Origin of the sequence: Mycolicibacterium cosmeticum (assembly GCF_000613185.1) — a bacterium.
Lineage (GTDB): Bacteria > Actinomycetota > Actinomycetes > Mycobacteriales > Mycobacteriaceae > Mycobacterium > Mycobacterium cosmeticum.
Window position 1 is genome coordinate 2,114,026 of sequence record NZ_CCBB010000001.1, and the last position, 22,340, is coordinate 2,136,365.

Genomic DNA, 22,340 nt, shown 5'->3' on the forward strand with positions numbered 1-22,340 from the left:
GATGCAAACGCTTGTCGGCCAGTAAGCTCGAGCCATGGCCTCTGCTGCGCCCGACGTCGACCCGAATGTGCCACCCAGCGGTACCGGATGTGTGGAATGTGAGGACGCCGGAGGGTGGTGGGTGCACCTGCGGCGCTGCGCGGCGTGCGGACACATCGGCTGCTGCGACGATTCCCTCGCGCGTCACGCACAGGCGCATTGGCGCCAGTCCGGGCATCCCGTCATCCGCAGCTTCGAGCCGGATGAGGACTGGTTCTGGAATTACGACACCAACGCCTACTATGACGGTCCGGAACTGGCTGCCCCGCAATGCCATCCGGTCGAGCAGCCGGTGCCGGGGCCGCGTGGGCGGGTGCCCAGGGATTGGATGGCCCAGCTGCAGGAGCGCCAGGACTGAGCCATCGGACGCTCAGCCGCCCAGCACCGCCTGGGCGGCGTTGTAGCCCGGGATGAAGGTGATGCCGGGTCCGCCGTGGCAGCCGGCGCTGCCGAGGTACAGGCCGTCGATCGGGAGGGGTTGGTCGGCATAGCCGCATGCGCCGGGCCGGTTCGGTCCCATCTGTTCGGGATGGATGAGGCCGTGGCAGTAGTCCCCGCCGGGCGCGCCGAACATGGTGCCCATGTGTTTGGGCGTGAAGGTGGTGTGCCGGGTAATCAGCTTCTCGAAATCCGGTGCGATGCGGGTGATCTTCTCGATGACGCGCCGGCCCATCTCGGCTTTGAGTTCACCGTAGGACGCCGCACCGGCTTGGATGGGGAACCACAGCGAGAACGCCGACACCGCGTGCTTCCCCGGCGGCGCGAGGTCGGGGTCGTGCACCGACGGCAGCTGCATCGCGATCGCCGGGTCGGCGGGCACGATGCCGCGCCGGCTGTCCTCCCACTGCTGCTGCAACTCCTCAGGGGTGTTGAAAAGACCGATGGCCGATTGCATCTCGGGATCGTTGAGGATGCCGTAGGGCTCGGCGAAGGTGGGAATACCGTCCAGCGCGAAGTGCATCTGCAGATAGCTGCCGCGGTGGTCGATACGGGCGAAGCGTTCCCGGATGTCGGCGGGAAGGGCGGCGGGGTCGACCAGTTCGTTGACGGTGAGGTCGGGGGCGACACCCGAGATCACCACCGGCGCGGTGACGGTGGACCCGTCCTCCAGTCGCACCCCGGTGACGCGGCCGCCGTCGACCAGGATCTGCTCCACCTTGGCCCGCAGGCGCAGTTCGCCGCCGGCGTCGGTGAGCCGGCGCTGCAGGTGGCCGGTGAGCGCCCCGATACCGCCGCGCAGCTTCTTCATCAGCACGGCATTCTCGTCCGGGACTGCCAGCCCGAAGGCCAGCGCCGCGGCACTGCCCGGGGTGTCGGGGCCGCGGTAGGTGGTGTTGACGGCGAGGAAGGACAGCATGCCGCGCAGCGCGCCGTGTTTCTCGCCGTCCGGCAGATAGCGGTTCAGCACATCGGTGACCGAGCCGAACAGCATGTCGCTGATCGCGGAGCGCTCGAATTCATTTGTGGCGCAGGCATACATCTCGTCGAGTGTGCGGGGCGGCCGCCCCGCGTCGAAGCGGCCCAGCGCCCGGGTGGGTGCCTGACTCCAGGCCATCAGCCCTGCCATGCCGTTGACCGCTTCGGCGCCGTGCACCTCGTTGAGATGGGTGAGCAACCGCATCGGGTCGGTGTAATAGACCACCGGATCGTCGCCGATTCCGCGTAGCGACACCGACATCACGTCGACATCGACGCAGGGCAGTTCGTCGAGCCCGAGTTCGGCGCTGACCACCGCCGAGGTCGGGAACTGCAGCGACCCGGCGATCTCGAACTTGTACCCGTCGAACAATTCGACGGTGGAGGCCATGCCACCGGCGTAGAGCTTGGCGTCCAGGCACGCGGTGTGCAGCCCGGCGCGTTGCAACAGCGCGGCGGCGGCCAGGCCGTTGTGGCCCGCACCGATGACGATGGCATCGAAATCCGTGGAAACCGGCATCGATCGAGGCTCGCAGCCGGAACAAGTTTTGTCAATATTGACAAAACTATGTCGGCAGGATGCCTGTCTCCAGTGAGTTCAGCGCGGTCTTGCACAGCCGCGCCAATTCGGGCAGCGACCGCTCGCCCAGCATCCACACCTCCATGGCCCCGAACACCGCGGCCGCGATGCACCGGGCCGCCACCGTCACCCGCAGCTGGTCGTCGGTACCCGGCCGGGGCGGATGGTCGCGGCGCAGATGCTCCTCGACCACCTCGGCGAAATCGGCCTCGACCTGCCGGATGTGCCGCACGATCCGGCCCGGCTCCAATTCCTCGGCGCGCAGCTCGGCGATCTTGGCCACCGCCTCCACGTCGTACGGCGAGGCCAGGATCGCCGAGTGCACCGACTCCACGATCGACTCTCCGGAGGACCGTTCGGCCAGGGCCGCGCGGAACCATTCCAGGCCGGCGTCGTAGTCCACGAACAGCAGGTCGTGCTTGGACGAGAAGTGTCGGTAGAAGGTCCGCAGTGACACCCCGGCATCGGCGGCGATCTGCTCGGCCGAGGTGTCCTCGACGCCTTGTGCCAGGAAGCGGACCAGGGCGGCCTGCCGGAGCGCTTCGCGGGTGCGCTCACTGCGCGCCGTTTGAGCTGGCCGGACCATCTTTTCAACGTACCGCAGCACTAGCTCGTCACCTCACGGTGACAAACGGCGACTTTTGGCAACCCGACGGTTCAGCGGCGAGCGCGGCGGCGCAGCACCGACTCGACGCGGCCCATCACGTCGTAGTAGCGCGTCGGGGCGATCCGGGTGAGCGCGTCGAACAGGTACGCGTCCGGACCCACCAGCACCCGGGCCTTGCCGGCCTCGACGCCGCGGTGGATGATCGCGGCCGCCTTGTCCGGTTCGGTCATGGTCAGGGCCGCGAACTCGGCGACCATCTGATCGTGGGTGCGGCCGCGGCCGTCGGGATCCTTGCGGAAGCGGGCGTTGCGCACGATGTTGGTGTTGATTCCGCCCGGGTGCACGTTGACCGCGGAGACCCCGGTGCCGCGCAGCTCCTGGCGCAACGCATCGGTGAAGCCGCGTACCGCGAATTTGGCTGCGCAGTAGGCACTCTGGTTCGGCATGCCGGCCAGCCCGAACACACTGGAGGTGTTGACGATGACGCCGGAATCCTGTCGCACCAACAGCGGCAGGAAGGCCCGGGTGCCGTTGACCACACCGTGAAAGTTGATGTTCCACAACCAGTTGTCGTCGTCGGGGTTGGCGTCGAGCACGCTGGAGGCCACCGCCACGCCGGCGTTGTTGAACACCGCGGCGATCGGCACCGGCGCCCAGTCGGCAACCTGGGCGGCGAAGTCGCGCTGCGCCTGCGCGTCGGCGACATCGAGCACCGTACTCAGTACCGGCCCGGGCAGCGACGCGTCGGTCTCCTTGAGCCCGGCCTCGTCGATGTCCGAGATCGCCACCGGGCAACCGTGTGCCGAAAGGCGCTGCGCCAGTGCGCGCCCGATGCCGGAGGCGGCGCCGCTGATGACGGCGGTGCGGCCGCTGATGGTTCTACGCGTGGACCTGCTCACGGTGCTCCTTCTGGGTTGTCGGGTTCGGTGGCCGGCGGCGGAAGACCACCGCGCGCCCGCCGTCGGCGGGGGCGATCGCCACCCCGCGGGAATGTTGGCGTTCCCCGGCCGCGGTGGTGGTACCGAAGGTGAAGTCCTGCAACAGCGTTCGCAGCGTGACGGTCATCTCCATGTTGGCGAAGGCCGCGCCGATGCAGCGCCGGATGCCGCCGCCGTACGGGATCCAGGTGTAATTGTCGGGGTTCGCGCCCAGGAACCGGTCCGGGTCGAAGGTGGCGGCGTCCCGGAAGTTGGCCTCCGACCCGTGCGACAAGCCGAAGCTGGCGATGATCGCAGTGCCGGCCGGAACCACCCACTCCCCCAGCCTGATGCGCTGGTCGGCGATCCGGGCGGTGAACTCCACCACGGGCCGGGTGCGCTGCACCTCCCAGATGACGGCCTGGCGCAGTTCGGCGTCGTCGCGCTCCAGCCGCTGCAGCAGGGCGGGATGCCGGCGCAACCGCTCGACGGTCCAGGCCAGGGTCGTCGCGGTCGTCTCATGGCCGGCGGCCAGCAGGGTGAGCAGTTCGTCGGCGACGTGGTCGTCGGCGATCGGGGAGCCGTCCTCGTAGCGGGCACCCAACAGCAGCGCCAGCACGTCGTTGCGGTCGTCCGAGCGCGGATCGGCGCGCGCCTCGGCGATCAACCCGGCGATGATCTCGTTGTAGCGGCGCCGGGCCCGCTGCACCCGACCCCAGGGGCTGTACGGGCCCAGGTCACGGCGCAGTGCGGGCGGCAGGATCGCCATCTTCGAGGCCAGCGGCACCATCGGGGGCAACAGCTCACGCAAGGCGTCCAGCGCGGGGCCGCGGGCACCGAACACGGTGCGCAGGATGGCGTTGAGGGTGATGCGCATCATCGGTTCCAGCGTGGGGAATTCGACGCCCTCGGGCCAGGTCGCCGTCTCGCGGCGGACCTCCTCCTCGACGATGGTCTCGTAGGCCGACATCCGCTTGCCGTGGAAGGGCGGCACCAGCAGCTTGCGGCGCTGCCGGTGCTCGTCGCCGTTGAGGCTGAACGTCGATCCGGGACCGAGCACCGCGCCCAGGGTGGTGGCGCGGCTGACCAGGTCGGGGCCGGTGGTGAACAGCTCCTTGATCAAAGCGCGATCACCGAGCACCACCGCGCTGCCGAACAACGGCACGTGCACGGTGAAGGCGCTGCCGTAGCGGCGGGCGGCGACGCCGAGCACGCGTTGCCGCGCGCTCAGGAACGCCAGCCCCTGGATCAGGCCGGGTAACCGGGGACCGTCCGGCAGCCGGACCGGGTCGGTCGTCGCTTCGGCCATGTACGCACACCCATCATGTCGGTACTGCGATGTACCGACCACGGTACTGCGATGTACCGCGGCCCACAAGCAGGAGTTACGACGCCGGCGTGATGAGCGCGATGGTGGCCGCCACCGCCTCCTCGGTGAAATCGCTCATCGCCCCGCCGTTTTCCACGGTGACGGCGGTGAGTTCACGAAGCCCGCCCAAGAGCATGATCAACCGCTGCCGCGAGATGGGGCCGATCCCGGCGGCCCGGAACATCTCGCTGTCCACCAGGCCGTGCACCATGCCGACGAACTGCTCCATGGCGTCGCGGGTGAGTTGGCGGCCGGCGGCGCCCAGCGAGGGGCCGTCGCGGATCCAGCTCAGCGTCAGGTCGGGCCGGGCCTCGGCCGAGGCGATCCATGCCTCGATGGCCTGTCGGGCCTGCTGCTGCCACGGCGCCGCCGGGTCGACCGCCGCGGCGATCTGGCGCACCTGTTCGGCGTTGGCCTCGCTGAGCAGCCCGACGAAACACTCTTCCTTGCTGGCGAAGTGCTCGTAGAAGGTGCGCCGGGAGGTGCGCGCCCGACGCACGATGTCGGCGATCGTCGTCTTGGCATAACCAATTTCGGCGATCGACTCCTCGAAGGCCGTGAGCAGACGCTGCCGGAAGTCGGGCGCAGCAGGTTCGGTCGTCACCAGGTCCACCTCATATCGGGCAGTCATCGTACTGCCCGGCGACGCGCAGGTGATGCACAGCGAACGCCCGCATACTGGCCGCCATGAATCCGGCGGTGGCTCCGCTGACGCTGTCCACCGCGCTCACCTCGTGGACGGTCGACGCGGCTTCGGCGACGGCGCTCGTGCTGGCGAGCGGCGCCTACGCATGGTGCTGTCACCGCGCGCCGATGACCGCGGCACGACGGACGGCCTACTGGGCGGGTGTCGCGGTCTGGGCTGTGGCCACCATGAGCATGGTCGGGGTGTACGCCCCGGTGCTGTTCTGGGTGCGGGCGCTGCAGGTACTGCTGTTGCTGTTCGTGGTCCCGATGCTGCTGGCGCTGGGCACCCCGCTGACGGCGCTGCGCCGGGCCGGCGGGGCCGACGTCGTCGACCGGGTGCTCGCCGGGCGCGCCGCGCGGGCCCTCACCCACCCCGCCACCACCTCGATTCTGATGCTGGCCGCCCCGTGGCTGCTGTACCTCACGCCGTGGTACGTCGCGTCGCTGGAGAACTCGACACTCGGGGCACTGACCCGAATCACCCTGGCGCTCATCGGTTTCGGCTACTTCTACGCGCGCATCCAGGCCGACCCGGTGCCACGTCGGTACCCCCAGATGCTGTCGCTGGTGATCAGCATTGCCGAGACCCTGGGCGACGGCCTGCTGGGCCTCGTGCTGTGGCTGGGCCCGCTGATCGCCACGGACTACTACCTGGCCGTCGATCGGACCTGGGGGCCGAGCCCGCGGGTGGACCAGTCGGTCGGCGCCGGCATCCTGTGGATCCTCGGCGATGTGCTGGGCCTGCCGTTCCTCATGGTGCTCATGCGCGCGATGTCGTCCGACGAGAAGAGGCAGGCCGCGGTCATCGATGCCGAACTGGATGCCGAACTGGACGCCGAGTCCGAAGCCGCCGCTCCGGCGCTGTGGTGGGAGGCCGATCCACAGCTGCGGGACCGATTCCACCGTCGCACAACCGAATAGGCGTCCATGCTCACCTATCTCCAAGCCGTCGTCATCGGCGCTCTGCAGGGTGTCACCGAGCTGTTCCCCATCTCCAGCCTGGGTCACTCGGTGCTCGTCCCGGCCTGGCTCGGCGGGTCGTGGAGCGACCTTGTCACACAGGGCAATTCGCACGGCCACACCCCTTACCTGGCGTTCGTGGTGGGCCTGCACGTGGCCACCGCGCTGGCGCTGCTGGTGTTCTATCGGCGGGACTGGGTGCGCATCGTGGGTGCGCTGGTGACGTCGGTGCGGACCCGCCGGATCGACACCTCAGCGCAGCGGTTGGGCTGGCTGCTGGTCATCGCCACGGTTCCCACCGGCCTGCTGGGCTTGGCCCTCGAACATCCCTTGCGCACACTGTTCGCCACCCCGCTGGTGGCCGCGGTGTTCCTCGCCCTCAACGGTGTGATTCTTGCCATAGGCGAGGTGCTGCAGCGCCGGCGCGCGGGCACCCGGACCATCGTCGAGTTGCGGGCGGTGGAGGCCGCCGGCATCGGCTTGGCACAGAGCCTGGCCCTGCTGGCCGGGATCAGCCGGTCCGGGGTCACCATGGTCGGCGGCCTGCTGCGCGGCCTGGACCACGAGGACGCCGCGAAGTTCGCGTTTCTGCTGGCCACGCCGATCATCCTGGCCGCCGGCGTGCTCAAGCTGCCGGAGCTGGCCGGCCCGGCCGGGGACGGTATCGGCGGTCAGGTGCTGGCCGGGTCGGCCGTCGCAGCGGCGACGGCGTATCTGTCGGTGCGGTTCCTGACGCGCTATTTCCAGCACCGCACCTTGCTGCCGTTCGCCGTCTATTGCGTTATCGCAGGAGCGGCCTCGGTCGTACACTTCGCCTGATATGCCCGACGCCGCCCGGCACCGAATGCCCGAACCGCCTCGGCGCCGGTTCCACTGGGCCCGCGCCGTCCTTGCCGTGGTTTCCACCGTGCTGGTGGCGGTGTCCGGCGCGGCATGGTGGACCACCCGCGGCGTGCTGACCGGATTCACCGTCTCCCAGGCGCTGGCCGAGACCGCCCACACCAATGGCGGCCCGATCACCATCCTGCTCATCGGCTTGGATTCGCGGAAAGATCAGCACGGCAACGACCTGCCGCAGGAGGTGCTGGACCAGTTGCACGCCGGCGACTCCGAGACCGGCGGCTACAACACCAACACGCTGATCCTGGTGCACATCGACGCCGCCAACAAGGTCACCGCGTTCTCGATCCCGCGCGACGACTACGTCGAGTTCCACCGCCTGCCCGGCTACACCAACATCAAGATCAAAGAGGCGTACGGGCTGACGAAGTTCTACACCGAGCAGCACCTGGCCGACCAAGGCATCGACGACCGCGAACAGCTGGAGATGGCGGGTCGCGAAGCCGGCCGGGCCGCCACCCTGGGCGCGGTGCGCAACCTGGTCGGCGTGCCCATCGACTACTTCGCCGAGATCAACCTGGCCGGCTTCTACGATCTGGCCTCCAGCCTGGGCGGCATCCAGGTGTGCCTCAATCATGCTGTGCACGACGAGTATTCGGGTGCCGACTTCCCCGCCGGCCAGCAGACCCTGAACGCCGCGCAGGCACTGGCCTTCGTCCGGCAGCGGCACGGCCTGGAGAACGGTGACCTGGACCGGACCCACCGCCAGCAGGCGTTCCTGGTCGCGGTGATGCGCCAACTCCAGGATTCCGGCGCGTTCACCGATATCGGCAAGCTCAACGAGTTGATGGCCATCGCGCACAAGGACATCGTGTTGTCCGGCGGCTGGGACTCCGACCTGTTCCGCAGGCTCGGCGCGATCAGCGGCTCCGACGTCGTCTACCGGACGCTGCCGGTGCTGCGCTATGACACCCGAAACGGCCAGGACGTCAACATCATCGACCCCGACGCCATCAAAACGCAGGTGCGCGAAGCATTTTCCGACGGCAACCCGGTCACCACCACGGAGGCCGTCCCCACCAACCCGGTCCAGGTGGTCAACGCCGAGAGCAACTGGACGGCATCCACGGTCGCGAACGCACTGGAGAAGCGCGGATTCCAGGTGGAAAAGCCCGATGTGCAGCTCGAAGACAAGCCCGCCCTGACCACCATCAGCTACGGGACCGGCGCCGAGGACGTGGCCCAGCAGCTGTCGGGGTTGCTCGGCGATGTGGTCACCGTGCCCGGCAAGGACCTGCCCGCCGGCCAGGTCCGCGTGGTGATCGGCAACGGCTACCTGGTGCCGACCAAGCTGACGGCGTCGGAGTCCGAGACGACCAGCAGCACGACAACCTCGTCGACGTCCACGACCACCACCACGTCGACACACTCGCCGTGGTTCGGCACCGAGGACGGCTCCGACAACGACCCGACCCCCGACCATGGGCTGCCGGTCAGCGGCGACCGCACGCCCTGCGTGAACTGAGGTCACAGCCGGTTGACATTCATCGCGGAGTCAGCCGTCAGCACGCCGCCCTAGCCTGGCGCAGCGATGACGCTGCCATTTCTGGGCCCGATCACGCTGGCGGGTTTCGCCCACGCCTGGTTCTTCCTGTTCGCGTTGGTCGCCGCGGCGGTGGCGGTGCTGTACGTGGTGATGCTGCGCAAGCGACGGACCCAGGTGCTGCGCTTTGCGAACCTGCACGTCCTGGACCAGGTGGCGCGGGTGCAGCGGGACCGCTGGCGGCACGTCTCGGCGGTGCTGCTGGTGGCCGCCCTGCTGCTGTTGACGTGTGCCCTGGCCGGGCCCACGCACGACGTGCGGATCCCGCGGGACCGGGCGGTGGTCATGCTGGTGATCGATGTGTCGGAGTCCATGCGGGCCACCGACGTGGCGCCCAACCGGCTGGCCGCGGCGCAGGCGGCCGGGAAGAAGTTCACCGACGAGCTCACCCCGGGCATCAACCTCGGGTTGATCGCCTTCGGCGGGTCGGCGACGGTGTTGGTGGCGCCGACCACCGACCGCGCCAAGATGCGCAACGCCATCGACGGGCTCAAGCCGGAGGAACGCACCGCGACCGGTGAAGCGATCTTCACCGCACTGCAGGCCATCTCCACCGCCGACGCGATCGTCGGCGGTGGAGACGGTCCGCCGCCGTCGCGGATCGTGCTGGAGTCCGACGGCAAGGAGACGGTGCCCTCGGAGCCCGATGAGCCACGGGGCGCGTTCACCGCGGCCCGGGCGGCCCGCGATCAGGGGGTGCCGATCTCGACGATCTCGTTCGGCACGCCGGACGGTTACGTCGAGCTCAACGGCATCCGTCAGCCGGTGCCGGTCGACGACGCCACCCTGAAGAAGATCTCCGAGATCACCAAGGGGCAGATGTTCCACGCGTCGAACCTCGACGAGCTCAACGGGGTCTACGACACCCTGCAGCAGCAGATCGGGTACCAAACGGTGCCCGGTGACGCCAGCGCCGGCTGGCTGCGGTTGGCTGTGCTGGTGACGGTTGCGTCGGCGGTGACAGCGCTGACACGCAACCGGCGGCTGCCCGCCTGAGGACATAAGAAAAGCCCGGGGCGTCTGCGGCCCGGGCTTTTCTCGAGGAGGGTGGTCAGAAGGTGGGGACGAAGGTGCCGTCGACCCAGACACCCCAGTGGTTCCAGCCGGCGTCCCACACCTGCGGGTTGCCGTTGGCCCAGTCGGGATCGACCGGCTTGGGCGGCGCCCACGCCGGCGGCGAGGCAACAGTCGGACCGGCCGGCGGGGCCGGCGGCATCGGGACGGGCTCGGCACTGGCGGTGCCGGCCAGCACGACGGGCCCGGCGAACAGGGCGGTGGCCACGGCGGCACCGGCGCACACGTTCTTGATCCTCATCGATCGTTCCTCTCCAAGCGGGTTGTCTCCAAACGCGCTGAACGCGACGGTGGATACCGTTTTGGTGGGCTAGGTAAACCTGGGAGTGATCTAGATCTCAGCATGCCAACTCCCCCGCACTGCCGGCATATACATAATCCATGGAACTAATTGTCTCCACGTGCAGAAATCACGACGATCGGCGGCCACCCGAACTGCATCTGCCGACACCGCACAGGTGCCCCAATCCGGCCCGAGCGATTTGGGTTAAGCCGGTGCAACCGCACCACTTCAGAGAAAGTTCGCAGCCTGAACCGACCGTGAAGAGCGTGCGCAACGTCACTCAGATACATAGCGTAGTGATGTATATTAGGCGTATGGCCAAGCGGGAAGACGATATCGACAGGATCGCCGAAGCCATCAGAGACACTGCGCTCCTGGCCACGCGCAACTTGCTCAATCGCGAGGAGCTCAGCGTCTCCGCGATGGAGGTGTTACATACGTTGAGCGTCGACGGCCCAACACGTCTCACGACCCTTTGCGAGACCATTCGTGTCAGCCAGCCGGCAATGACCCAGTTGATCCAGCGCCTCGACCGCCGCAACTTGGTCGCGCGCGCGCCCGATCCCGAGGACGGCCGCGCCACGATCATCGAATTGACCGAGAACGCGCGGGAACTGCTGGACCGCTTGCTCGACGAGGACAACCAAAAACTCGCCACCCTGATGGGGACGCTCTCTACGAGTGATCAAGAGGCGTTACGGCTGGCCATGTTCGTCGCCGGGCCGATCATTCGACGGCTCAACGAGAACGCCGCACTTCTTGCGCAGACCGCCACCACGTCTCGCTAGCAGCAGCTGCACCGACGACAGAACCCGTCACCGACCGCGCAGGCGATGCCCGCCTACCGCATGCATTTCATTGGAGGAACAACCATGACCACCCTGCTCGTCCTCGGCGGCAGCGGCCGCACCGGGATCCATGTACTCGAGTACGCCGCCGCGCGCGGTCATCGCGTTCGCGCCTTGGTGCGCAACCCCGACGTCGTCCGCGCTCCGGCCGGAGTGGAACTGATTGCGGGCACGCCGTCCAACATCGACGATATCCGCACGGCCGCGCACGGTACCGAGGCGGTGATCAGCACCCTGAACAATGCGCGCGCCTCGGACAATCCCTGGGCCAAGCCCGTCAGCCCGCCGATGTTCATGACCGACGCGACCCGAAATGTCCTGACCGTGATGGGCGAGCAGAACATCCGCCGGATCGTCATCAACTCCACGATGGGTGCGGGTGACGACTGGGCTCGCATCAACCCGTTGTTCAAACTCATCGTCAACATCTCCAACATCAAGGCGGGCTTCGTCGACCACACCGGTGTCGACAAGCTCGTGCGCGCCTCCGATACCGACTGGACTCTCGTCAGGGCGGTCGCCCTCACCGACAAGCCGGCCGGCGGGCCCGTGCGGGCCGCGGAAGCAGGCACCGAAAAACCCGGCATGCGGATCAACCGCGCCGACCTCGCCGCTTTCCTCGTCGACACCGCCGAGGACGGCATGTGGATTCGTCATGCACCGATCGTCTGGAACTCGTGATGCACACACGGTTGAAATCAGTGAAGTCGTCATCGGCTGTCGCCGTGGCAGCCGTGGTGTTGGTATCTGCATGCTCGGCGACACCCGGTAAAGCGCCTGAATCCACAGGCTCTGCAGCGCCCAACGCAGCCGCAGTACCCAGCCTGAAAGATCTTGCGGCGGTGGCGCAGACGCAGCTGGTGGCGCCGCCGCTCAACGTCACGGTGAACCAGCCGGATGGCGGTGCGGGTTTTGTGTTCATCAATGGTGGCGCGCCCTGCGCGGCGAATCTGTTCGGCAGCGGGAACCCCGGAATTCCGTCCGGCCCTGAAATCCTGGATAAACAAGGACGGCCGGTGTGGTTCTTGCAGATCCCCGGTGATCAGGATGCCATGAACCTCCAGGTGCAGACCTACCAAGGGAAGCCGGTGCTGACGTGGTTCCAGGGCGACAAACTCTCCGGTGCCGACTACATCGCCGATACGGACTACACCATCATCAAGAAGATCACTCCGGCGGGTGTCGCGTCGGATCCACACGAGTTTCGGCTCACCCCTGATGGAAAGGCGCTGATCACCTCGGTGAAGCAGGTCGATGCCGACCTGTCCGGTATCGGCGGGCCCACAACCGCGAAGATCGCCGACAGCTTTGTCGACGTCATTGATGTCGCTTCGGGTAAGACATTGCTGTCGTGGGATTCGGCGCAACACCTTCCCGTGACCGATAGCGTGCTCAATTATGCTCAGCTGCAGGGTGTTCCGGGCGAAGGTGTGCTCCCGCTGCATGTCAACTCGGCTGCCCCTGACCCAGATGGCAACATGTTGGTGTCGGTGCGCTCGGCCAACGAGCTGGTCGATGTGAATATGCAAACGGGCGCCATCAACTGGAAGCTGGGCGGGAAGAAATCCGATTTCACCCTCGGCCCGGGAGTGAACTTCGCCGGACAACACGACGCGACATTCGTGGACGACAACACGATCATGTTTTTCAACAACAACGTCGACCTGGGCGGGAAACGCCACGGCCCCTCGAGCATCATGTGGATCCGGCTGGACCGGCAGGCCAAGACCGCGACCCTGCTGCGCAACTGGGTCCAACCCCAGCCGGTAGACACCTTCACCCAAGGCAGCGCACAAGCACTCCCCAACGGCAACACCTTCAGCGGCTGGGGCGACGCCAACCACATCACCGAGTTCGCCCCCGACGGACGCATCGTCTGGAACGCCACCCAGCCCATCACCTCGACACAACAAGTCGGCACCGGCCCCAAGGCCATGACCGTCGGGGATGGGACATACCGTGCGTTCTTGCAGCAATGGAGCGGGCATCCCACCCAGAAGCCCGAGCTGACCGTGTCCAACGACAACGGCCGGCCCACCGTGCACGCGGTGTGGAACGGCGCCACCGACGTCACCCAATGGCGAGTCCTGTCCGGTACCTCACCTGACAAGCTCACGCCAGTGGCAACCACAGCCTGGAACGGCCTCAACACCCCGGTGGTACTGCCCGCGGGAACCGCGACCACAGGCAACTACTTCACCATCGAGGCGCTGGACAAGACCGGCGCCATCATCGGCTCCAGTAATCCCACCAAGATCTGACCCACGCGACCCTCCCGGAACCGGCAGCGGTTCCAGGCGTTCTGCGCACAGCCTACCGATCCGACAACAACTTTGTAATCTGTTGTCGGACAGTCTATTTCGATCTGCAGACGGGCGGTCCACGCCCTACGATGCCAGCATGCCCGACAACGAATTGTGCTGGACTCCCGCAACCGAACTCGCCGACGACGTCCGTACCCGCTCGATCACGGTCACCGAGATCGCGACCGCGTTCGCCGATCGCATCGAGTCGGTGAACCCCGGTCTGAACGCCTATATCCACTTCGACCGGGACCAGGTACTGGCCGACGCCGCCGCACTGCACGACGAGTTGACCAGCGGCGCGCCGCGCGGGCCCCTGCACGGCGTCCCGTTCTCGATCAAAGGCCTGACCACCATGGCCGGACTGCCGTTCGACTCCTCGCTCAAACCACTGGCGGGACAGGTGGGCAGTCACGATGCCACCGTGGTGACGCGGTTGAAGGAGGCCGGCGGGCTGTTCCTGGGCAAGACCAACGCCCCGGAGTTCGGTTACTACGGCGGCACCGACAGTCACCTCTACGGCCCCACCCACAACCCGTGGAAGCACGGCCACACCGCGGGTGGATCCAGCGGCGGCGCGGCCGCGGCCGTCGCAGCGGGCCTGGGACCACTGGCCGAAGGTGCCGACGGTGCCGGATCGGTGCGCATCCCGGCGGCGATGTGCGGCGTGGTGGGCTTCAAACCGTCGCTGGGCCGCATCCCGCACACGCTCCTGGACGGCAGGCACTACACCCACATCTTCCACGGTCCGATCACCCGCACCGTCGCCGATGCGGCGCTGATGTTCTCGGTGATGGCGGGGCCGTCGGACTACGACCCGAACAGCGTGCCCGCCGACGGCATCGACTACGCGGCAGCCACCGCCGGTGACGTCACGGGGTGGCGGGTCGCCTGGTCGCCCGATCTCGGCCTGGGCCATGTCGATCCAGAGGTGGTGGCGGTATGCGCAGAAGCGGTGCGGGCCTTCGAATCTCTGGGCGCCACCGTCGAAGAGGCCACCCCGGCATGGGGCAACCCGGAAGAAGCCATGTGGAAGGGGCTGTGGGTTCCGGGGTACTCGTGTGAGTACGACGTCCTGGACTGGAAATCCCAGCACGGCCAGGTCGACGACAACCTGATCGAGATTTTCGAGCAGGCCGAGACCCTGACCGCAGTGGACATCGGCCGGGCTGAGGCGTTCCGCGGCCAGATGTGGGACACCTTCAGCGAATTCATGCGGACCTATGACATTCTGGTCAGCCCGACGCTGGCGACCCCCACGTTTCCGTTGGAGCGCTTCGCCCCGCACTGGCTCGAAGGGCAGTCGCTGCAACGCCAGCTCCTCGGTTGGCTGCTCACCTACCCGTACAACATGACCACCACACCCGCCATCACCGTGCCCGCGGGATTCACCGCCGACGGCCGGCCCGTCGGGCTGCAGATCGCCGGGGCGCACCGCGCCGATGCCGCCGTCCTGCGCGCCGCGGCCAACTACGAGGCGGCCCGGCCCTGGGCCGACACCAGGCCGGCCGTCTAGAGTGACGCGAGCCAGAACGGCCAACGCGGGTCCGCCATTTTCAACCGGGCGCGCATCAGCTTCCAGCAGCCGTACTTGTGATAGTCGAAATCCCATGCCGTACTGAGCTGTTGGTTGACGCATGCCCATAGGCCCCATTTGGTGTCGGCCAGCGCCCCGCAGACCTGTACCCGGGCGAGCAGGCCGAAATCACTACGACCGTAGAAGTCCTCGACGAGTTCGATGATCTGTTCCTCGGTATAGAACATCTCGGTGGTCAGCAACGCCAGCTCGTAGGCGCGCTCGTTGTTCGAGGCGAACTCGTAGTCGACCAACTTCATCGGCCCGCCGTCGGCGACGAGGAAATTACCGGGCATCGGATCGTTGTGGCAGGCAGCCAGATCCAGCCCCGAGGCAAGCAGCGCCGACTTGGCCACCTGGTACTCGCCGAGGATCAACTCGGCATCGGCGGGCAGCCGCACCCCGAGCTCGCCGACCTGAGCCAGGTGCTCGTCGATCATGTCGAACATCGTCTTGGTGACGCTGAGCAGCCCGCCGTCGTGCAGCACCCGGTAGATGTCGATGATCTGATGGGCGACGGCGATATCCTTGAAATCACCGTTGGTGCAGGCCCGGTAGCCCTCCAGGAACTCGATCACCTCGACACCGGTGTCGGCATCGAAGTACACCAACTGCGCGCCGATCCCCTTTTCGCCGGCCCGTCGTGCGGCTTCGTTGGCCAGCACCCGGTCGATGAAGGTATCGCTGCCCTCGCCGGGGATCTTGAGGAAGTAGCGGGTGTCGGTGCCGGCGACGGTGATGCGCCAGTTGCTGTTCTGCAGGCCACCGAACACCGGAGCGTATTCGATGTGCTTGCCGCGCCAGATCTCGATCGCCGCCAACGCGGCTTCCACGCGTCGTTCGACATCGTTGCGTGCGCTGCCGAGCACCCGGTTACCGGTGGTGTCGCGTGTGGTCGGTGCGGCGGTCACAGGTTGTTCACCCGATCGAAGAACGCTTTCTCGCCGAGACCGGCCCGCGCCCGCAGGAACTGCCAGTCGGAGAGTTTCGAGTATTCGAGGGTGCCCGGACGCGCGTGGTCCGCGTAGGCGCCGATCAGTCCCCAACGGACACAGTCGGCGACACCGTAGACCCGCGCGCGGTCGAACAGCGCTTGATCGAAACTCCCCCAGGCCGCCGCGAACACCTCACGCGCCGTCGAGTCGAACGGGCGGACCTCAGCCAGCAGAACGCCGATATCCTGCAGTGGATCCATCAACGCCGCGACATCCCAATCCACCAGCAACATCCGGCCGTCGTCGGCAAGCAGCACATTCGACACGTTGCCGTCACCGTGGCACGGCACCAGGTCGAAACCCGTTGCCGCTATCCGCTTCTCGGCCATGACCAGCATGCGCAGCATCCAGTCGAAGTCGGCAGGCAGGGTCACCCCGTTGGTCGTGGCCAGTGCGGTCAAGGTGCGGATGTCGTCGAAGACGGTGGCCGTGCGGGTAATCGCGCCGAAATCGTGTACCTGCGCCCGTAGCGCGATCAGCTGTTCCAGCCGGGCGTCGTCGTCGAAGATATCCAGAGTCGCCGTGGATGAGGTGTCGACCAGGTTCTCCAGGACCAGGATTCCGGCGGTGGGATCGGCCGCGTACACCGCGGGACCCACCCCGCGCAGACCGGCCTCCGCCGCGGCGGCGAATGCGTGCGGAATGTCGATATAGGCGCCCGCGTGGCCGATCATCGACTTGACGAAAGCAGCTGACGTCGTGCCGGACTCGTCGTCACCGCGCACATCGAAACACTCGGAGTCCGCACCCCACCAACTCGGGCTGGCCATCGTGGGGGCGGGATCGGCCGTGATGGCGCCGGTGAACAGGCCCATGGCCCGCAACGGCTGCGCTATCGGCGGCGCGGTGGCACTCATGTCAGTTACCTCCTCCGGTGGAAACGGCCGCCGCGGGCGCAGGCCAGACGATGGTGACGGGACGTTGCTGCTCAAGCCATTTCGTCAAGCGCAACACCTCGCGGTCGGCAAAGCGCGGCCCGATCACCTGGACACCGACCGGCATGCCGGCGCTCATACCGAAACACAGCGCGCTGGCCGGTTGTGCTGTCTGGTTGAACCACGCGGTGAAACCGCAGTGCGCCAGCGGATATGCCGGGTCCAGACCGCTGTCCTCGGCGGCGAATCCCACCACCGGCAGGACCGGGGCGATGACGTAGTCGAACGACGCGCAGGCGACCCGCATCCGCTCGGCCGAGCGGACGACCGCCTCACCATCACGGGCGAAGTCGGTTGCGCGGTAGCCTGCGCCGGGAGCACACCAGTGCCGGATCGCCTGATGCACCAGGGGCCGCAGATCGGCCCGGATCGACTCGAGCTCGGTGGCCGCGCGCACCTGGAACAGCCGGTCCAGAGCCGGGTAGGGGTCATCGGAGAACACCGGCGGCATCACCGACACCTCGGCGCCGGCGTCGCGCAACGCGGCCGCCGCATCCTCGACCACCGCCAGCACCTGATCGTCGGCACCGAAGCCGGCACCCAGCTCGGTGAGCACACCGATGCGAAGGCCCCTGGGCGACAGGGCTTCCCGGGTGTCCGGTGCCGGCTCGGGTGCCAGGCTCCACAGGTCACGGGCGTCCGGCCGGCTCAGCACCTCGAACATGTCCATCACCTCGTCGACAGTGCGGCCCATCGGCCCGGCGGAACGCATGGTCGACGGCGCGGTGTGTGGTATCCGGCCCTGGGTGGGTTTGAGGGCCACCAGACCGCAGTGCCCGGCGGGCAGCCGGACCGACCCCGCGATGTCACTGCCGACGGCGCCGAACCCGATACCGGCCGCAAGCGCGGCGCCGGCACCGGAACTGGACCCGCCGGTGCTGCGCGATAAATCCCACGGGTTGCGGGTGATGCCGTACAACGAGCTGACACCGGCTGCCATCATGCCGAAGTCGGGCATGGTGGTCTTACCGAGGATGACGGCACCGGCCTCCTTGAGCCGGGCGGCCGGCGGGGCGTCGACGCTTGCGTCGGGCAGGTCCGCATTGGCGGCGCAGCCGTGCCGCCACGGCATCCCGATCGCATTCACGCTGTCCTTGATGGTGACGGGCACGCCGTCCAACGCGCTCAGCGGCGTGCCGTCGGCCCAGCGTCGCGCCGATGCCTGCGCCGCGGCGTGCGCCCCCGCGGCGTCCAGGTGGGCCATGGCGTTGACGGCCGGGTTGCGGGCTTCGATACGCGCCAGCGTCAACTCCAGGACCTCTACCGGACTCGTTGCGCCGCTGCGGTATTCGCTGCGCAGGGCATCGGCGTGGCCGTCCAGGATCGAATCGCTCATGGGAGTGTGGCCGCCTCCAGAGCCCCGGTCACCAGCTGCCGCGCGGTGGCCGTCAGCATGCGCAGCCCGGCCAGCAGGTGAGCATCGGTGCTGTACTCATTCTCGTTGTGGGACACACCGTCGACGCTGGGCACGAACAGCATGACCGTCGGCACCAGCGACTTGAGGTTCACCGAATCGTGCCCGGCCATCGTCGGTAGCGTCCGCCACCGCAGTCCGAGCTCATCGGCGACGCCACCGGCCAGGGCGATCCCGGCGTCCTGATAGCGGGTGGAGGGTCGCAGGGCCGCCGATTCGATGTCGATGCGAACCTCGCCGGCCCCGGTGATCGCCGAAATGCGTTGCAGGAAAGATCGGTGCGCAGCTTCGACGGTTTCACCGTCGAGGGCGCGCAGATCCGCCGCCAGCCGGACCCGCGCCGGCACCACCACGGGAGAGTTGGGCTCGACGGTGAAGCTGCCGACCGAGCCGAGCACCGTGTCGGGGCCGAACTCGTCGGCGACGGCCCGGACCGCCAGCACCACCTGACTGGCACCCACCAGCGCGTCACGCCGGTAGCGCATATGCGTCGCGCCGGTGTGGGCCTGCTCGCCGTGCACGGTGATGGCGTACTTGTAGGCCGCCCAGTTCTCGGTGACCACCCCGATATCGAGGTCTTGGTCGATCAGCGTGCGGCCCTGCTCGATGTGGATCTCGGCGAAGGCGCCGGCCTGCGGCGGGCTATCACCGCCGTGGAACCCGATGGATTGCAATGCTTCCCGGACCGTGATGCCGTCTTTTCCGACGGTGTCGAGGACGGCGTCGGCGGTCAGCTTGCGGGTGTACACCGCGCTGCCCATCAGGCTCGGCGAGAAGCGCGAGCCCTCCTCGTTGAACCAGTTCACCGCCGCGATGTTGAAGCGGGCCCCCTCGGGTCGGCTCGCGGCCGCTGCCGCGGCGTAGGCCCCGGCCAGTACCCCGTAGGCGCCGTCGAAACGACCGGATGTCGGTTGACTGTCGAGATGCGAGCCGAGCAGGACGTACGGTGCGCCCGCGACGATCTCGGCGCAGCCGTACATGTTGCCGACGGCGTCGACACGGCAATCCAGCCCGTGGTGAAAGAACCAGTCGCGCAACCACTCCCGGGCCCGCCCGTCGGCGGAGGTGGCCGCTTCGCGGTCCACGCCGCCTGCCGCGGTCGCGCCGATCGCCGACAGGGCGGCGAAATCGGCGAGAAACGCGGAGTCGGTCAGGCCTGAGGTCATCGGGTCTCTTCGGCCAGCTCGTGCACCTGGTCCTCCAGCGATACCGGCGCAGTGGGCGCCGCGATCCGCATCTTGGTCTTGGCGGCTTCGAACATCTCGTTGACGCGGGCCTTATCGGCATCGTCGGTGCCGATCAGCGCGGCGGCGGCGAGGAAGACGGCCAGGTTGACCACCAAGCCGACGATACCGCCGGTCAAGCTGCCCAGCCAGCGCACGTCGTCGGGGTAGATCCAGGTCATGACCATCGCGACCAGGAAGCCCGAGAGCATGCCGGCCACCGCGCCCTGCTTGTTGCCGCCCCGCCAGAAGATGCCCAGGAACAGCGGCACCGCCAGCTGGATCACGCCTTGATAGGAGATCTGGGCCAGCAGCTGCAGGCGGGTCATGTTGAACGTGGCGTAGGCGACGACACCCGCGGCGATCATGAAGACCAGCATCGAGGTCTTGGCGACCTGGGTCAGCCGCTTGTCCGACAGCGGCCGCTTGGTCGTGTTGACGAGATCGTTGGCGATCTGCAGACCGCACACCTGCACGCTGCCGTCGATGTGGCCCATGGAGGCCGCGAAGACGATGGTGATACCGAGGCCGAGCAGCCAGGTGCCGCCGTAGTCGCTCATGATGGTGAACCAGCCCGCCTGTGGGCTCTCGGCGACGTCGGGCATCACCGTCGCCGCGATGCCGACCAGCATCAGCAGGGTGTAGAAGACGCCGGAGATCAGCACCGTGCACAGCGTGCCGGACTTGACCGAGCGCACGCTGGAGGCGGTGTAGATACGCTGGAAACTCGTCGGCCAGCACAGCGATCCGATGACGCCGGTGAAGATCAGGGCGAAGATGTAGAGCGGCCCGTACTTGTCGCCGTCCCCGGGCAGCACCAGGTACTGGTGTGCGACGTCGTTGAGGTTGGCGATGCTGATCGGACCACCGGCGATGCCGGAGAGCAGAACGACGCACACCACGGCCGAGAACACGTAGGCCACGGTGCCCTGGAAGGCGTCGGTCATGATCAGACCGCGCATACCCATCCGGACGGTCCAGTACTGCCGGAGCAGGATCACGGCCAGCCCGACGATCAGGCAGGTGGTGACCGACCAGGCGCCGTCGCTGGCGAGCTCGAAAACCGTTCCGAGGGCCTGCATCCCCAGCACCACCCAGGGGAACAGGGACACGATGCCGATGACGCTGGCGATGATGCGCACCGCCGGTGAGTCGAAGCGCTTGCCGAGCAGGTCGGGTTGGGACCGCAGGTCGTACTTCTTGCCCCAGCGCCATGCCCGGGTGGCCATGAAGTACATCATCGCCACACCCAGACTGGAGTACGCCAGGCCGTAGAGGCCGAATACCCCAGCGCCAGTGGCCAATCCGAAGAAGGCGATGAAGGTCGACCCGGGCCACCACGAGTTCACGTAGCTCATGGCGACATACCACGGTCCGTAGCTGCGACCGCCGACGGCGTACTCGTCGAAGGTCGGTGATGTCTTCTGTTGGGTCACATAGAGAATGGCGATCACGATGGCGTAGAACACAGCCAGCATGGCGAGCATGATCCACATGTCAGCCTCCGAGGGTTTCTGCGAGTGGTTCCAACGAGTCGTCGTCGAGCTCGCCGCGAATGTCTTCGACGATGTAGAACGCCGCCAGGGTCAGCCCGAGCACGAGGGCGTCGATGATCCAGTACATGACCGCGAACGGAATGCCGAGCACCAAGGCGCTGCTGCCGCTGCCCCACAGGTAGAGCGGCGGAAAGATGGCGAACAGCAGCGCGACGGCATAGAGGGTGCCGAAGAAGATGACGATCGACCGGCGGCTGAGCCCTCGAATGAAATCTTTCACAATGGAATTCCTTGTCGCTCGGGGGTTTCGGATCCCACATGGGACAACAGCGTGTCGTGCAGGAGACCGTTGCTGGCGATTCCGTTGCCGGCGTCGAACACCCGCCGACGGTCCAGGCTGGTGAAGCGGCCGCCGGCTTCCTCGATGATGACCGGCATCGGTGCCAGGTCGTACGGTTGCGCCCGGTAGTCCACCACGGCGTCCGCCTGTCCGCAGGCCACCATCGCGTATCCGAACGCGTCGCCCCAGGTGCGCAGCACGGCACCCTGGGTGTGCAGGCCGTCGATGATCTCTGGATCCCAGTCCTCCAGCCAGGTGGCCATCACGTACGCGCCGTCGAGGGCCTCGTGACGCGAGACCCGGGCCGGTGCGCCGTTGCGCCAGCACCCCCCACCGCGCTCGGCGTGCACCAGGGTGTCGGCGCTGGGCAGGTTGATCAGCCCGAAGACGATCTCGTCACCCTCTTGGACGGCGATGAGATTGGCGTACAGCGGTACCCCGCGGATGAAGGATTTGGTTCCGTCGATCGGGTCGACGATCCACCGATACGCCGAGGTGCCCTGGGTGTCCGGGTATTCCTCGCCGGTGAAACTGTCCGCGGGGAACGCGCCGGCCACCGCCTCGCGCATCGCCAACTCGATCTCCCGGTCGGCCCGGGTGATCGGCGATCCGTCGGTCTTGGCCTGGACCGAGAGGTCCGGTGTGGCGAAGTACCGGCGCGAGATATCGCCGGCGACCTCGGCCAGCTCGAGGGCGAGCCGGACACGATCAGCACGGTTGTCGCTCACACGTAACACCCTTGGGATGAACCATTTCTGGTTCATCGGGCCACTTGTAAACGTTGCGTAACACATCCGACGCGGATCTTTACATCGCCAACACGCGGACACGACAC

At 67.3% G+C, this 22,340-nt stretch carries 22 protein-coding genes; 9 read left to right on the top strand and 13 right to left on the bottom strand.

What is annotated here, in order from left to right; genetic code table 11:
* The first annotated feature begins 34 nt into the window (after nt 1-34).
* On the top strand, nt 35-397 hold the full coding sequence (locus tag BN977_RS10105; RefSeq protein ID WP_036397426.1) for a UBP-type zinc finger domain-containing protein: 363 nt from the start codon (nt 35-37) through the stop codon (nt 395-397).
* 12 nt (nt 398-409) lie between these two features.
* On the opposite strand, the gene BN977_RS10110 is transcribed toward BN977_RS10105, so the two are convergent.
* The 5 genes from BN977_RS10110 to BN977_RS10130 all read right to left on the bottom strand — a co-directional run bounded on the left by BN977_RS10110 (nt 410) and on the right by BN977_RS10130 (nt 5,559).
* Entirely contained in the window at nt 410-1,975 is a 1,566-nt protein-coding gene (locus tag BN977_RS10110; RefSeq protein ID WP_036397428.1) for a phytoene desaturase family protein, read from the bottom strand.
* A 46-nt stretch (nt 1,976-2,021) separates the two neighbouring features.
* A complete protein-coding gene (locus tag BN977_RS10115) occupies nt 2,022-2,621 on the bottom strand; it encodes a TetR/AcrR family transcriptional regulator (RefSeq protein ID WP_024450004.1) in 600 nt (199 codons plus the stop codon).
* 71 nt (nt 2,622-2,692) lie between these two features.
* Nucleotides 2,693-3,541, bottom strand: coding sequence for an SDR family NAD(P)-dependent oxidoreductase (locus tag BN977_RS10120; RefSeq protein WP_036397429.1), 849 nt, complete (start codon nt 3,539-3,541; stop codon nt 2,693-2,695).
* Entirely contained in the window at nt 3,522-4,868 is a 1,347-nt protein-coding gene (locus BN977_RS10125; RefSeq protein ID WP_036397431.1) for a cytochrome P450, read from the bottom strand. The genes BN977_RS10120 and BN977_RS10125 overlap by 20 nt, the downstream gene beginning before the upstream one ends.
* A 76-nt stretch (nt 4,869-4,944) precedes the next feature.
* A complete protein-coding gene (locus tag BN977_RS10130; protein ID WP_051561239.1) occupies nt 4,945-5,559 on the bottom strand; it encodes a TetR/AcrR family transcriptional regulator in 615 nt (204 codons plus the stop codon).
* Nucleotides 5,560-5,615: 56 nt separating this feature from the next.
* On the opposite strand from BN977_RS10130, the gene BN977_RS10135 reads away from it, so the two are divergent.
* From BN977_RS10135 to BN977_RS10150, 4 genes are all read left to right on the top strand, one after another.
* Nucleotides 5,616-6,536 (top strand): cytochrome c oxidase assembly protein, encoded by a 921-nt coding sequence (locus BN977_RS10135; RefSeq protein ID WP_036397433.1) that lies wholly within the window; start codon nt 5,616-5,618, stop codon nt 6,534-6,536.
* Nucleotides 6,537-6,542: 6 nt separating this feature from the next.
* Entirely contained in the window at nt 6,543-7,394 is an 852-nt protein-coding gene (locus tag BN977_RS10140) for an undecaprenyl-diphosphate phosphatase (protein ID WP_036397435.1), read from the top strand.
* Between the two features lies 1 nt (nt 7,395).
* On the top strand, nt 7,396-8,940 hold the full coding sequence (locus tag BN977_RS10145) for an LCP family protein (protein WP_036397437.1): 1,545 nt from the start codon (nt 7,396-7,398) through the stop codon (nt 8,938-8,940).
* Nucleotides 8,941-9,006: 66 nt separating this feature from the next.
* Nucleotides 9,007-10,014 carry a VWA domain-containing protein gene (locus tag BN977_RS10150; RefSeq protein ID WP_036397438.1) on the top strand — a complete coding sequence of 336 codons (1,008 nt, stop codon included), beginning with the start codon at nt 9,007-9,009 and terminating at the stop codon, nt 10,012-10,014.
* Nucleotides 10,015-10,069: 55 nt separating this feature from the next.
* Here the strand turns inward: BN977_RS10150 and BN977_RS10155 are convergent, their stop codons facing one another.
* Complete coding sequence (locus BN977_RS10155) at nt 10,070-10,333, bottom strand: hypothetical protein (RefSeq protein WP_036397439.1); 264 nt, start codon at nt 10,331-10,333, stop codon at nt 10,070-10,072.
* A 356-nt stretch (nt 10,334-10,689) separates the two neighbouring features.
* Here BN977_RS10155 and BN977_RS10160 point away from each other — a divergent pair, with 356 nt between their 5' ends.
* The 4 genes from BN977_RS10160 to BN977_RS10175 all read left to right on the top strand — a co-directional run bounded on the left by BN977_RS10160 (nt 10,690) and on the right by BN977_RS10175 (nt 15,042).
* The gene (locus BN977_RS10160) at nt 10,690-11,163 is read left to right on the top strand and encodes a MarR family winged helix-turn-helix transcriptional regulator (RefSeq protein ID WP_036398846.1); all 474 of its coding nucleotides are present in this window, start codon (nt 10,690-10,692) and stop codon (nt 11,161-11,163) included.
* Between the two features lie 84 nt (nt 11,164-11,247).
* On the top strand, nt 11,248-11,904 hold the full coding sequence (locus BN977_RS10165) for an NAD(P)-dependent oxidoreductase (RefSeq protein WP_036398848.1): 657 nt from the start codon (nt 11,248-11,250) through the stop codon (nt 11,902-11,904).
* A 44-nt stretch (nt 11,905-11,948) separates the two neighbouring features.
* Complete coding sequence (locus tag BN977_RS10170) at nt 11,949-13,484, top strand: arylsulfotransferase family protein (RefSeq protein ID WP_234709536.1); 1,536 nt, start codon at nt 11,949-11,951, stop codon at nt 13,482-13,484.
* Nucleotides 13,485-13,623: 139 nt separating this feature from the next.
* Nucleotides 13,624-15,042 carry an amidase gene (locus BN977_RS10175; protein WP_036397442.1) on the top strand — a complete coding sequence of 473 codons (1,419 nt, stop codon included), beginning with the start codon at nt 13,624-13,626 and terminating at the stop codon, nt 15,040-15,042.
* On the opposite strand, the gene BN977_RS10180 is transcribed toward BN977_RS10175, so the two are convergent.
* Genes BN977_RS10180 through BN977_RS10210 form a run of 7 tightly spaced genes read right to left on the bottom strand, consistent with a single transcriptional unit; the run spans nt 15,039 to nt 22,233 of the window.
* On the bottom strand, nt 15,039-16,013 hold the full coding sequence (locus BN977_RS10180) for a choline kinase family protein (RefSeq protein ID WP_051561243.1): 975 nt from the start codon (nt 16,011-16,013) through the stop codon (nt 15,039-15,041). The two genes, BN977_RS10175 and BN977_RS10180, sit on opposite strands and share 4 nt — an antisense overlap.
* Nucleotides 16,010-16,954, bottom strand: coding sequence for an aminoglycoside phosphotransferase family protein (locus BN977_RS10185; RefSeq protein ID WP_051561246.1), 945 nt, complete (start codon nt 16,952-16,954; stop codon nt 16,010-16,012). The genes BN977_RS10180 and BN977_RS10185 overlap by 4 nt, the downstream gene beginning before the upstream one ends.
* Before the next feature lies 1 nt (nt 16,955).
* Nucleotides 16,956-18,368 carry an amidase gene (locus tag BN977_RS10190; protein WP_036397444.1) on the bottom strand — a complete coding sequence of 471 codons (1,413 nt, stop codon included), beginning with the start codon at nt 18,366-18,368 and terminating at the stop codon, nt 16,956-16,958.
* Complete coding sequence (locus BN977_RS10195) at nt 18,365-19,612, bottom strand: M20 family metallo-hydrolase (RefSeq protein WP_036397445.1); 1,248 nt, start codon at nt 19,610-19,612, stop codon at nt 18,365-18,367. The genes BN977_RS10190 and BN977_RS10195 overlap by 4 nt, the downstream gene beginning before the upstream one ends.
* Nucleotides 19,609-21,165, bottom strand: a complete 1,557-nt coding sequence (locus tag BN977_RS10200; protein ID WP_036397447.1) for a sodium:solute symporter family protein — start codon at nt 21,163-21,165, stop codon at nt 19,609-19,611. The genes BN977_RS10195 and BN977_RS10200 overlap by 4 nt, the downstream gene beginning before the upstream one ends.
* Nucleotide 21,166: 1 nt before the next feature.
* Nucleotides 21,167-21,445 (bottom strand): hypothetical protein, encoded by a 279-nt coding sequence (locus BN977_RS10205; protein WP_051561248.1) that lies wholly within the window; start codon nt 21,443-21,445, stop codon nt 21,167-21,169.
* The gene (locus tag BN977_RS10210) at nt 21,442-22,233 is read right to left on the bottom strand and encodes an inositol monophosphatase family protein (protein WP_036397448.1); all 792 of its coding nucleotides are present in this window, start codon (nt 22,231-22,233) and stop codon (nt 21,442-21,444) included. The genes BN977_RS10205 and BN977_RS10210 overlap by 4 nt, the downstream gene beginning before the upstream one ends.
* Nucleotides 22,234-22,340 lie beyond the last annotated feature (107 nt).